Below are 12,573 nucleotides of genomic sequence, written 5' to 3'. Positions count from 1 at the left end.
CCATGACACAGCATCATGCCGCACCACTCAGACACCACGTGAGACAAGCTCTAAGCAGATCATTGACCCCTTCAATGATCTACTGCCGATGTCCGGTCCTCCACACCCTCTGACTGATACATGAGTTACAAGTGAGGGCTTGGTACAGGGGATGCATCAAGCCAAATCTGCTCGAAGCTCTGTAGATACTGTAGTTCGACTCGCGTAGCTCATGCCGCAGGAGCGCGAGGTCTTCCTGATGTGCGCTCCCCTCACGAAGGCGCAGCCAGGCTTCGCCACGTCGACGCCCAACTCCGCGAAGCGCTGCATGTTCTGCCGCAGGTCGCCCGGGAAGCCGTACTGGTCCGCTCCCTCAACAGGTGCCTACGAATGGCGCGCGATATCGATCATGTCGTCGACGGCGATTCGGAACCAGTCCCAGAAACTGCTGACCGTGACATCGATCTCCGATCCGGGCGAGGAGAAATCGTGCAGAACCACGACATCGCCGGCACGCTCACCCACCCCTGGGCGGACGATCAGGCATGCCACGTCATCCGTGTCTACTCTCTCGGCGAAGCAGACCACAATTCTGCCCGAATATCGACTGTTGACTGCCGAAGTTCGGGATTCGATTTCGCTGCTGTTGCTGTAAATGATCCACGGGTCGACATCGGTGAGGCTGTGCTCTCGAACATGCTCCCAGCCCTTTTTGAATTCCGGGAAATCGGAAATGCGATCCACGTGTGGCACGTTCCGAAACTGGCTATCCACGTCTTACTCCGGCATTCTCGGTCGAATGGACGTTCCGGTGGGGTCGAGGGTAGGGCGTTGCCTGGAGGTTCGATGAGCGAGCGCCTCGCCCCATGTGGTCGCCGAGCCGAAACGTCCGATCATATCGCTGGGCAAAGCCTCATCGAGGCTATGGATGCGCACCGGAATCTCCGAAATTCCAAGCTCCTGAGCCACCGCGACTCTCGTGTTGTCGATCGTGGTGATTCCGTCGGGGTTTCGGACCACATCGACTGGATCGCCTGCCCAACCTCTTTCACCCATGCTTTGTCGGAGCGCTGCGGCCCTACCCCTGCCGCCAGCCGTGCGCTGGCTGAATCGCAGCGTCGACGGGTCGACTGTATCAATCTCCGGCTGACCAGGTATCTCCGGCGTATGCGCGGCGAGACCGAGAGGATCGGTCCAGGTGGTCGGGTTGTGGGGGTAGGTGTAGGGGTTGGGGGCGGGAGACAGACCCAGGGGGTCGAGGGTGGCGTAGCGGCCCGTGGCGGGGTCGTAGTGGCGGAAGACGTTGTAGTGCCAGCCTGTCTCCTCGTCCGCATACTGGCCGGGGAAGCGTAGTGGCATCTCGCGGGAGTCGTCGCCCGGCGCCAGCGGCAGACCCCAGAGGGTGCTCGTCCGCCGCCATGCCGTTGAGCCGTCTTCGTCCACGAGTTCGGTGGGGGTTCCGACGATGTCGGTGACGATGGCGTAGAACCTGCGGTCCATCTCATCCTGGCCCGGTGTGTGGAGGGTCTGGGAGAGCGGCTGCAGACCGCGGTGATTCCAGGTCAGGACAGCCGGGACCGCGGAGTCGCCGCCCGTGGTCGTCTGTTCGACGAGGGTGGAGCCGTGCCAGGCGAAGTCGGTACGCTCCACGACCGTGCCGGTGTCGTCCAGGCGCTCCTTGGCGGCACGGCGGCCGAAGCCGTCGTAGTGGTAGCGCCAGGTGGTGCCGTCTGGTGTGACGACCCGGGTGAGGCGGTCCTCCGCGTCCCAGGTGTACCGCCACGTTTCCGGCTTCTTCGATAGCCGGCGGCGCTGGCGCAGCACGATGCGGCCGGCGGCGTCGTACTCGTAGCGAACACGTCCGGCGCGGGTGAGGAGGGTGCCCTGGAACTCGCGGTCGCCGAGGGCGTCCGCTGCGGGTACACCTTCAGTAGTGGGCCACTGGGCAGTGTTCTGGTTGCCTGGTGCGTCGTACGTGTAGGTCTCCTGGCCGGCAGCGCTGCTGGCGGTCAGGACTCGGCCGAGGATGTCCAACTCGTAGGTCCGGGCGCCCGCGAGTGCGTCGTCGAGCGAGGTCACGTGGCTGTCGGCGCGATAGCGGTAGCCGCGGGCGACAACCGGGAGGGCCATGGGCCCCACCACGGACTGGGACGTGAGGCGGCCCGCCGGGTCCCACTCCTGCGCGTAGGTCAGTCGGTCGCCGACCCTGCGCGCGGTCTCCCGGCCCAGGGCGTCGTGGTCGAATGCGATCGTGCGCCCGTCGGTGCTGAGCGTGACGGCGAGACCGTCGGCGGAGTATGCCCACTCGCTGTGGTGCCCGGAGGGGGTGGTTCGGGCCAACGGCCGGTTGGCTGCGTCGTGAGTGAGGGTGAGGGTGCGGCCGTTGACGGTCTCGGTGAGAAGGTTGCCCAGCGGATCGTAGGTGCGGGCAAGTTCGACCCCCGGCGAAACTGCGCGTATGACCCTGCCTACTGCGTCGCGTTCGTAGCTGCTGACGACGCCGTCCGCCGTGCTGGTGGTCCTCAGACGCCCCAGGACGTCGTGGTCATAGATGAGTCGCTGTCCAGCGGCGTTGATGCGGGTGCGAATCTGGTCGGCAGAGTCGTAGGTATAACGGGTGACGCGGCCATCGAAGTCGGACTCCGACACCAGCCGGCCCGCCCCGTCGTACTCGTAGTGCCAGATGCGGCCGGCGGGGTCAGCGACCTGGACAAGGTTGAGCTCGGTGTCGCGGGTGAAGCGGTAAGTGACGCCGTCAGGCCGCGTAGTGGTGGTCGGCAGGTCGAAGGCGCCGTAAGTGTAGGTGGTGGCCACTCCGCCCGGATCGCACCTGCTGAGCAAGTTGCCCTCCGGGTCCCACTCAAGCGTCTCCACCCCGCCGAGGGGGTCTGTGCGCTCCAGGAGGCGCCCTTCCACTGTCCAGCGGCTGTGGATCTGTCCGTTGAGAGGGTCGGTGAGCGTGACCGGGCGGCCGAAGGCATCTCGGATGAGGGTGGTTGCCTTTCCGGCCGGGTCGGTGACGGCGATCGGCAGCCCGGCGGCATTGCACCGAATGAGGGTCTTCCCGCCGGCCGCATCCCTGATCGAGGCGAGTCCGCCGCGCTCGTCGTAGGTGAAGCGGACGCGCTGGCCCGCGGGGTCGAGGGCGGTGAGGCGGTTGCCGCGGGCGTCGTAGGCGAATTCCCAGCGGGAGCCGTCGGAGTCGAGCAGTTCCTCGGGCTGGCGCAGTTCGTTGTAGACGGCCTGCTTGCGGCTGCCGTCGGGGAGCACGATGGCGCTCAGGGCTCCCTGAGAGTCGTATTCGTAGCGGGTGATGCGGCCGAGAGGGTCGGTGTAAACGCTGGGCCGGCCTTCGGAGTCGAACTCCTGCCGGACAGTGTGGCCGAGTGCGTTGGTGCGCGCGATGAGTTGGAGGCCGTCGTTGAACTCGTACACGGTGTTGTGGCCGCGTGAGTCGGTCGCCGTGGTGCGCAGGTTCTCCGGTTCGTAGCGGTAGGTGTACTCCAGGGCCCGGTCCGTTCCCGTGGAGAACACACAGCGGCCGGCCTCGTCGTACTCGTAGCGGTACCAGGTGCCGTTGCGGTCCTCCCAGCGGGTCAGCCGCGCCTGCTCGTCGTAGGAGAAGACCAAGGGCAGTCCGGAGGAGTTGAAGACCTTCTCCAGCAGGCCGTTGTCGTCGTATTCGTAGGTGAGCAGCACCGGCTCGGCGGGGTCGGACAGCAGTCGCAGGGCGGTCACGCGGCCGTCGTAGACGGCGACGCCGACGCGGTAGCCGCCGCTGTGCGCCAGCTCGGCGAGCCGGCCGTCGTCGCGGTAGCGGAAGTCGACGCGGTTGCCGTTGCGGTCGACGACGGCGGATATCGGCAGCTCGCTGCCGGGCCGGTTCGGGGCCGGGGCGAAGAGGAGGACCCGCCCGGCCTCGGGCTGCTCGACCACCAGCGGGGTACCGGGCATGCCGTCCCAGGTCAGGCCCCAGCGCGGCCCGGTGACGGGGAAAACGGCGCTCTCGCCGTCCGCGAGGGGGGTGGGGTAGACCAGGGTCATGCCGTCGGCGGTGAACAGGTGCACCGCGTCGTCGGTGAGGAGCAGCCGCTGGTCCAGGGTGGACGCCCACGAGCTGCCGAAGCAGCGGCCGTCGGCGTACGTGGTGACGTGGTGGCGCTCGATGACCAGGGGGAGCACCCCGGGTAGTTCGACGTCGGTGGCGGACAGGGTCATCTCACCGGTGGCGAGGTCCACGGGGTCGCCGCAGCCGTTGCGCTTGAACATCTGCACGGCCTTCTTGCGGAACGCCTTGCCCATGCCCTTCACGCCCGCCGCCATGCCCTTCAGACCGCCCTTGGCAAGCGCCTTGAGGCCACCGGCCATCTTGCCGAGCTTGGCGAGGGAGGTGATGCCCTTCATACCGGGGATGCAGTCCAGGGCGGCGAAGGCGACGTCCCACAGGCTCGCTTCGCCGTTCATGTACTTCATCAGGGTGTCGGCGAGGACGACGAGGGCGGCGGCCAGGACCACCCAGGCCAGGGGCCCGCCGATGATCAGCACGACGATCCCGAGGACGGCGACGATGACCTTGCAGACGCTGACGATGGTGTCCCAGTTGTCCTTGACCCAGTCGACCGCCTTCTCCCACCACTTACGGTTCTGGATCCCGGCGTCGGAGGCGTCCTCCAGCTTGTCCTTCGCCTCCGACGCCGCATCCTCACGCATCTTCTTCGCATCCGCGGCCATCTTCTTGGCCGCTTCCAGACCGCCTTCGGCGTTGTCGACCGCCCGCTGGGCGTCAGCCTGGGCGGACTTGGCGTCGGTGGCGTTGCGGGCGGCGGCCCGTACCTCGGAGTCGTCGGGCTTGTCCTTGCCCTCCGCCTCGTCGTACTTCTCCGCCTTCTCCGCCGCCCGCTCCACCCACGAATTCGCCGAATCCAGCCGCCCGGCGGCCGCCGTCAGGTCGCTTCGGGCCTCGCGGCCCTTGGCCAGCGCCTTGTCGGCCAGGGACTGGGCACGCTCCAGCTTCGGCCAGTACGCGGCGAGCGCGTCGCCCGCCAGATCGTAGGAACGCTGGAGTTTCTTGAGGTTCTTGGGGACGTCCTCGAACTCCTCCTGGAACGCCTTCGCCGTCTTGCCCGCCCAGCGGAGGATGGCGTCCTCGCCCGCCATGCCCTTGATCTGGCGTAGCGCATCGGCCACGTCGTCGGCGAAGTCGTGCAGTTCGCGGGCCAGTTGCTTCACCCGCTCCGGGGCGCCGGGTGTGGGGTCTTCGTCGAGGTCGAGCACGTGCCAGTCGGTGGGGCGGTTACCCATGGGTCCCCCTGCAGCAGCGATGCGTGGTCGCGAACGGAGCTAGCGGACGACGGTCTGGATTTCGGCGACCTCGACGTCGGTGGTGGTGTTGAAGACTCCGTCGGGCAGCCGGACGGGGTCGGGCTGGCCCGTGCCGGTCCAGCTGATCTCCCAAGTGACCGTGGCCGTCAGCTCGTACGGGCCGGTGCTCTCCGTGGAGCGGAGGTAGGTCAGGCCGCAGGGCGGCGGTTCCTCGGAGAGGTCGGCGGTGTAGGGGGTGCCGATGGAGCCGTCGTCATTGATGCGGCAGATGCCGTTTTCCGGGTGCAGTTCGGCGTCGTCTGTTCCGGGGGAGATGCGCAGGCCCACCGGGCGCGCGGTGGTGGTTGCCTCGATGCCGATCTCCGGGATGGAGGCGGTGACCGACACGGGGTGGAACGTGCCTTGGTCGAGCCACACCCAGGTCGGCAGGTTGACCTTCTGGTCCGCCGCCTCGGGGCGCAGGGTCGCCTCGTCGCGGGGGATGCGGAGCCGGTCGTAGGCGAGTTCGGCCAGGACCTCGGGGGTGACGGCGTTGTTCTGCTCGACCGGGGGCGGTTCACCGGTGTCGACCCAGAACCAGGGGTCCGTGCAGTCGAAGATGGCGGGGTCGTTCACGCGGCTGTCGTCGTAGAAGTCGTCCCACCAGTAGCCTTCGCCGGCCTTGTCGCTGTTGAAGTCGTGGTAGGGGTTTCCGCCGCTGTACTTGTCCATGAAGTCCGAGGCGAGTTCCTGACCGTCGGGGTCGTGGACCATCGCGAACCACACCCGCCGGGCCAACTCCTCGAACTTGTCGGGGTGGTAGGCGGGCGCGTACCAGCAGGGCGGCGGTTCCCAGTCGCTCGTCGGGGTCACCGCCCCGCCGCCGCCTCCGCCGGGACCGTTGCGGGTCTCGTCCCACACGATCTCGACCTGGGCGTAGATGTTGCCGTTGTGGGTCCCGCCCGAAGAGCCCGACCCCCCGGGGTCTTCGACCTCCGACTCGTTGCTGTGGTCGTCGCGTCCGTCATTCTGTTGGGCGGAGGCCGGGGTCTGGGCATGTAACGCCGCGCAGACTGCTAAGGAAAGGACGATGCCAACGCGTAAGGAATAACTCAGGGTGCGCACTGTTCTGCCCCCCGTTTCGAGATGACGTTCGTCGTCTGCCAGACGCCGTCCTCGTTCTGTTCGAGGCGTGTGTTGTACAGGACGTACGCCCTCGCCGAGCCAGGCTCGTCGGGGAGCTTCTCGCTCTCCGGATTCTGGCTGATCACGGAGCCGCTCTCATCGGAGCAGTAGATCACCACCGCGGCTCCGTCATCCCGGAAGCTCACCGTGCGGTCGAAGTACCGGGTGACCCCCGCCCACTTGTCGTTCGCCTCGATGTAGCCGTCGATGAACTCCTTGGCGCTGACCAGGGCCTCGCCCGTGCTGTAGAAGCTCAACGCCTCGGTGTCGGTCGTGCCCTTGAAGATGGCGTCGTCGATCGAGTTGATCCGCTCGGCGTTGTCCGCCAGGACAGCGTCCTTCTTGGGGTCACCGGTCGTCGGGCCTTCGAACTCGTTCTTTGCGTACGACGGGAAGTCGATCTCCGGCCGTTCGACCCCCTTCTCGCTCTCCTTCGGCGACGGCGGCGCCGACGAAGCGTCGTCCGCGCCCTTGATCTTGTCGTCGTCACCCCCGCCCCCGTCGTCGGAACCGCAGGCCGTGAGCAGCAGGCTCGTGGCTGCTAAGGCGGCCAGGGTGGCGGGGAGGGTGCGTCGGCGTCTCACGTCAACTCCCGGTAGGAGGCGGGTCAGTACGGGTAGAAGACGCTATCCGCGGGATGCGCAGTTTCGCCAGCGCCGTCGTTGGCTCGTTGTCGATGCTTCATCTGACTTCTTGCAGGAGGTTCCGTCCTTCAGGGCGGGGGGGAATGCATCCTGGGCGCGGAGCCGTGGAACGGGGGAGCCGACTACGACTCCAAGCTGCGTTCCAGCAGGTAGACGATCTCCGCGTTGATCGACCGCCGATCCTTCTCGGCCGCGGACTTCAGAGCCTCATGTAGTTCGGCGGGGAGCCGGAGCGTGACCCGCTTCTCTTCATCCATGCCACCACCATACAGGCACAGCGACGCACCAACAGTGATATAGTGACGCTATGGCGACATTAAACAGCCGTCCTGGTGGCGCCGGGCACACCCGGTACACCTATCGGCTGCGCGTGTCGTCCACCGCGCGTGCCAGCCTGGCAGCCGAATGGGGACGGTGCCGGTGGGTGTGGAACGAATGCGTCCACGTCTCCCGCCGCACCCACCAGTGGAACAAGGCCACCCCAGACGACAAGCGCACCGCCGGGCCCGCGCAGCTCGACAAGATGCTGACCGAAGCCCGGGGTTCGTTCTCCTGGCTGCGCCAGGGCGCGTCGGTGCCGCAGCAGCAGACCATCCGGGACTTCGCCACGTCCCGCGCCAAGGCCATGAAGGACTGCAGGGCCGGACTGCCCCTGCGTCGCAGGGCCGGGATGCCCCGGGCGAAGAAGAAGCGCGAAGCCCGCCTGAGTATGAACTACACCAAGCGCGGGTTCAGTGTGAAGAACAAGCGGCTGCACCTGGCCGGGGGAATCGTCGTGCGCCCGGTCTGGTCGCGGGATCTCCCTGCCGCACCCTCCTCGGTGCGCGTCTACCAGGACAGCTTGGGCCACTGGTACGCCTCCTTCGTCGTCCCCACCACAGTGGAGCCCTTATCGGAAACCGGTGCCATGCTCGGCGTGGACTGGGGCGTCAAGGAACTGGCGACCACCACCAGCGAGCAGCATGACCTGCCGCATCAGCAGCACGGCCGCACCGCCGCACACAAACTGGCGCACTACCAGCGGAAGATGGCCCGCCGGAAGCCGAAGAAGAGCCAGCCCGGCAGCAAGGGCTACAAGGCCGCCAAGCGGCAGGTAGCGAAGCTGCACAAGAAGGTCGCGCGCCAGCGGCAGGACACCGCCCGCAAATGGGCCAAGCGCGTCGTTCGCGACCACGATGCGCTTGCCATCGAAGACTTCCGCCCGAAGTTCCTCGCCAAGACCACCCTGGCCCGCAAAGCCGCCGACGGTGCGATCGGCGCCACCAAAGCCGCGCTCATCGAGATGGGCCGCAAGCACAACCGCCAAGTGCACCTCGTACACCCGAACCACACCACCATGGACTGCGCGCACTGCGGAGCGAGAGCCAAGCACCGCCTGCCGCTGTCCGAACGCACATACACCTGCACCGCATGCGGAGTCTCCTCCCCGAGGGACAAGAACTCCGCACGCGTGATGCTGATCCGGGCTGGTCTCAACCCGGCTGATACCGAGAGCGTAAGACAGCCAGGCATGCAATGCCTGGCCGCAGCTTGAGTCAGGAATCCCGGTCCCTTCAAGACCGGGAGGAAGTCAATACGGGTGGAAGACGCTATCCGCGGGATGCGCAGTTTCGCCAGCGCCGTCGTTGGCTCGTTGTCGATGCTTCACGGAAGTCTCACACCCCGCGTCTTGCACAGAACGCAGCCGCCCGCCGGGGGCCGCCGACTTCTCGGCGGCCCCGGCGGGCGGGCGGGGAGGCTGGGCCGTCAGCCCAGGGTGAGGGTGGCCGGGGCCGGGTTGCTGCCGGTCCAGGTGCCGTTGAAGCCGAAGGTGACCGAGCCGCCGTCCGGGACGTTGCCGTTGTACGTGGCGTTGGTGCAGGTGACCCGGGCCGACGTCTGGGTGCACGTCGCGTTCCAGGCGTTGGTGACCTGCTGTCCCGCCGTGTAGTCCCAGGACACCGACCAGCCGCTGAGCGACTCGCCGTCGCAGCTGATGGTCACGGCGGCGGTGAAGCCGCTGTTCCACTCGTTGGGTACGGCGTAGCTCGCGCTGCAGCCGTCACCCGGGCCCGGGCCCGGGCCCGGGTCGCCGCCGAAGGCTTCGACCACCGCGTTGTACGCCGGTTTCGGCTGGTAGCTGTCGTTCCACAGGGTTGCCGAGCCCTCGCCGTCGAAGACGTCCGGCACCCAGGAGTACTTGTCCGGGAAGCCCCACACCGTGACCCCGACGCACCGGTCGACGGCCAGGCAGGCGTCAATGACGTTCGCGTAGTACTGCGACTGGGTGGCTTCCTTCTGCGAGTCGACCGGCAGCTGCATCCGTACGTCCAGCTCCGTGATGGCCACGTCGACGCCCAGGTCCGCGAAGCGCTGCATGTTCTGCCGCAGGTCGCTCGGGAAGCCGTACTGGATCGCCAGGTGGCCCTGGATGCCGACGCAGTCGATCGGTACGCCGTCCGCCTTCAGGTCGCGCACGAGGTTGTACATCGCGGTGCTCTTCGCGTTGATGCCCTCGATGTTGTAGTCGTTGAGGCAGAGCTTCGCGTTCGGGTCGGCCGCCTTGGCGGCGCGCAGCGCGTGTGCGACGAAGTCGCTGCCCATGGCGTTGTAGAGCGGGCTGGTGCGGAACGTGCCGTCCTCGTTGAACGGTTCGTTGACCACGTCCCAGGCGTAGATGTCGCCCGCGTAGTGCCCGGCGACCTCGGTGACGTGGTTCTCCATCGCGCCGCGCACCTCGCTGCTCGGCAGGTTGGAGACCCAGTCGGGGAGCTGGCTGTGCCAGACGAGGGTGTGGCCGCGGACCGACTGGCCGTTCTGCTGGGCGAAGTCGACGATCTGGTCGCCGGGGCCGAAGTTGAACTGGCCGCGGGACGGTTCCGTGGTGTCCCACTTCATCTCGTTCTCCGCCGTGATCTGGCCGAACTCGCGGCCCAGGATCTCGGTGTACTGGGAGTCGGAGAAGTGCGCCGTGGCGGCGGCGGAGCCCATGAACTTGCCGTGCGCCTGGGCGAGCTGGTTCAGCGAGTCGGCGGCGTACGCGGGTGTGGCGGTGCCGAGGCCGTACAGGCAGAGGGCGCCGGCGAGCGCGGCGAGCAGGGCCCTGGGCCTGCTGCGGAGTCTTCGCATGTTCCCTTCTTCCCCCGCGGGTGGGCGCGGGCGGTGGTGAGTGGTGGCGCCGGATCCGTGCGTCGATTCCCGGATTCGAAACATTCGGGACTCGTTTCGAATCTTTCTGGGGTCGGACGTTAGAGGCGGGAGTGGGGCACGTCAATACGCGCGACGGGGCGGGGGTGTCCGGCACGCTGGGGGCATGGATACGGAGACGGGCACGGGTCCGGGTACGGGCACAGGTGCGGACGCGGGTACGGACGCGGGGGTGGACGCCGTCGCGCTGGAGCGGCGCCTGCGGCAGGCCGTCCGCGGCGAGGTGGGATTCGGCACCCGGGACCGGGCCCTCGCGACCATGGACGCCTCCAACTACCGCCGCGTCCCCCTCGGCGTCGTCGCTCCGCGCGACGCCGACGACGTCGCCGCCGCGCTCGCCGTGTGCCGGGAGCACGGCGCGCCCGTCGTCGCCCGCGGCGGCGGCACGTCCATCGCGGGCAACGCGGTGGGCGCTGGCGTCGTCCTCGACTTCACCCGGCACCTGAACCGGCTCGTCGAACTCGACCCGGGGACGCGCACCGCCGTCGTGCAGCCCGGGCTCGTGCTCGACCGGCTGCGCGGTGCGGCGGCGGCGCACGGGCTGACGTTCGGGCCCGACCCGTCCACGCACAGCCGGTGCACGGTCGGCGGCATGGTCGGCAACAACTCCTGCGGCTCGCACAGCGTCGCGTGGGGTACGACGGCCGACAACGTGCGCGCGCTGGACGTCGTGACGTACCGGGGGCGGGCGGTGCGGCTGGGGCCGGATGGCCCGGGCCCGGAGGCGCTGCCGGGGCTGCGGGAGTTCGTCGCGGCGCACCTGGCGACGCTGCGCACCGGCGGTGGCACGGGCGGCGGCACTGACGGCAGCACTGACGGCGGCGCGGGCGGCGGTGCCCGCGGCGGCACCGGCGGCTGGCCCGACCTCCCCCGCCGCATCTCCGGCTATGCCCTCGCCGCCCTCCACCCCGAGCCCGGCGCCGACCTCGCCCGCGCCGTCACCGGCAGCGAGGGCACCCTCGCCGTCCTCACCGAGGCCACCGTCCGCCTCATCGACGCACCCGCCGCCCGCGCGCTCGCCGTCCTCGGCTACGCCGACGAGTCCGCCGCCGCCGAGGCGGCCCCCGGGCTGCTGCCGCTGCGGCCGCTGACCGTCGAGGGCATGGCCGCCGACCTTGTCGGCAGCGGCCCCGACGCGCACGCGCTGCCCCGCGGCGGCGCCTGGCTGTTCGTCGAGACCGGCGGCGACACCCCCGCCGCCGCCCGGGCCCGCGCCGAGGAGGTGTGCCGCGCCGCCGACGCCGTCGACCACACCGTCGTCGCCGACCCCGCCGCGCAGCGCACCCTGTGGCGTATCCGCGAGGACGCCTCCGGCACCGCCACCCGCATGCCCGACGGCAGCGAGGCGTGGCCCGGCTGGGAGGACTGCGCGGTGCCGCCCGCGCGGCTCGGCGCGTACCTGCGCGAGTTCCGCGCGCTGCTCGCCGCGCACGGGCTGCGCGGGCTGCCGTACGGGCACTTCGGCGACGGCTGCATCCACGTGCGCATCGACTTCGACCTGCTGACCGCGCCGGGCGTCTCCCGCTTCCGGGAGTTCTCGGGGGAGCTGGCGGACCTCGTCGTCGCGCACGGCGGCTCGCTGTCCGGCGAGCACGGCGACGGGCGGGCGCGCTCGGAGCTGCTGCCCGCGATGTACGGGGACGAACTCGTCGGCCTCTTCCGCGCCTTCAAGGACCTCTGGGACCCCGACGGCGCCCTCAACCCCGGCGTGATCGCCCGCCCCGCGCCCCTCGACGCCGACCTGCGCTTCGCGCCGCTGCCGCGCACGCCGGTGCCGGTGGCGTTCGGCTACCCGCACGACGGGCCGGAGGGCGGCGACTTCGCGGCGGCGGTGCGGCGCTGCGTCGGCGTCGCCAAGTGCCGCAACCCGGCGGGGAGCCCGGGCGTGATGTGCCCGTCGTTCCGCGCCACGGGCGAGGAGCGGCACTCCACCCGCGGGCGGGCGCGGCTGCTGCACGAGATGCTCGCGGGCGAGGTCGTCACGGACGGCTGGCGCTCGGAGGAGGTGCGCGAGGCGCTCGACCTGTGCCTGTCGTGCAAGGGATGCCGCAGCGACTGCCCGGTGGACGTCGACATGGCCACGTACAAGGCCGAGTTCCTGCACCACCACTACGCCGGCCGGCGGCGGCCCATGGCGCACTACGCGATGGGGCGGCTGCCGCGGTGGCTGCGGCTGACGGCGGCGCTGCGCGCGGCCCGGCCGGCGAACCCGCTCGCCGGGGTGGCGCCGCTGCCGGCGGTGGCGAAGCGGCTCGCGGGGATCGCGGCGGAGCGGTCG

At 69.2% G+C, this 12,573-nt stretch carries 8 protein-coding genes; 2 read left to right on the top strand and 6 right to left on the bottom strand.

What is annotated here, in order from left to right; all coding sequences use genetic code 11:
• Positions 1–363: 363 nt before the first annotated feature.
• The 5 genes from ABD317_RS25735 to ABD317_RS25715 all read right to left on the bottom strand — a co-directional run bounded on the left by ABD317_RS25735 (position 364) and on the right by ABD317_RS25715 (position 7,366).
• Entirely contained in the window at positions 364–723 is a 360-nt protein-coding gene (locus tag ABD317_RS25735; protein WP_344292429.1) for a hypothetical protein, read from the bottom strand.
• 33 nt (positions 724–756) lie between these two features.
• Positions 757–5,280, bottom strand: coding sequence for a DUF6531 domain-containing protein (locus ABD317_RS25730; protein ID WP_344292427.1), 4,524 nt, complete (start codon positions 5,278–5,280; stop codon positions 757–759).
• 39 nt (positions 5,281–5,319) lie between these two features.
• A complete protein-coding gene (locus ABD317_RS25725) occupies positions 5,320–6,201 on the bottom strand; it encodes a hypothetical protein (RefSeq protein WP_344292424.1) in 882 nt (293 codons plus the stop codon).
• A 191-nt stretch (positions 6,202–6,392) separates the two neighbouring features.
• Positions 6,393–7,049 carry a hypothetical protein gene (locus ABD317_RS25720; RefSeq protein ID WP_344292422.1) on the bottom strand — a complete coding sequence of 219 codons (657 nt, stop codon included), beginning with the start codon at positions 7,047–7,049 and terminating at the stop codon, positions 6,393–6,395.
• A gap of 182 nt (positions 7,050–7,231) precedes the next feature.
• Complete coding sequence (locus ABD317_RS25715) at positions 7,232–7,366, bottom strand: type II toxin-antitoxin system antitoxin (protein WP_344292420.1); 135 nt, start codon at positions 7,364–7,366, stop codon at positions 7,232–7,234.
• Positions 7,367–7,416: 50 nt separating this feature from the next.
• Here ABD317_RS25715 and ABD317_RS25710 point away from each other — a divergent pair, with 50 nt between their 5' ends.
• Positions 7,417–8,643: an RNA-guided endonuclease InsQ/TnpB family protein gene (locus ABD317_RS25710; protein ID WP_344292418.1), complete on the top strand. Its 1,227-nt coding sequence runs from the start codon at positions 7,417–7,419 to the stop codon at positions 8,641–8,643.
• 212 nt (positions 8,644–8,855) lie between these two features.
• Here the strand turns inward: ABD317_RS25710 and ABD317_RS25705 are convergent, their stop codons facing one another.
• The gene (locus ABD317_RS25705) at positions 8,856–10,217 is read right to left on the bottom strand and encodes a glycoside hydrolase family 10 protein (RefSeq protein WP_344292416.1); all 1,362 of its coding nucleotides are present in this window, start codon (positions 10,215–10,217) and stop codon (positions 8,856–8,858) included.
• Between the two features lie 184 nt (positions 10,218–10,401).
• Here ABD317_RS25705 and ABD317_RS25700 point away from each other — a divergent pair.
• On the top strand, positions 10,402–12,573 hold a 2,172-nt coding region (locus tag ABD317_RS25700), incomplete at its 3' end, for an FAD-binding and (Fe-S)-binding domain-containing protein (RefSeq protein WP_344292414.1).

This window comes from Streptomyces synnematoformans (assembly GCF_039531005.1).
Taxonomy (GTDB): Bacteria; Actinomycetota; Actinomycetes; order Streptomycetales; family Streptomycetaceae; genus Streptomyces; species Streptomyces synnematoformans.
This window is presented reverse-complemented; position numbering and strand designations above follow the sequence as displayed.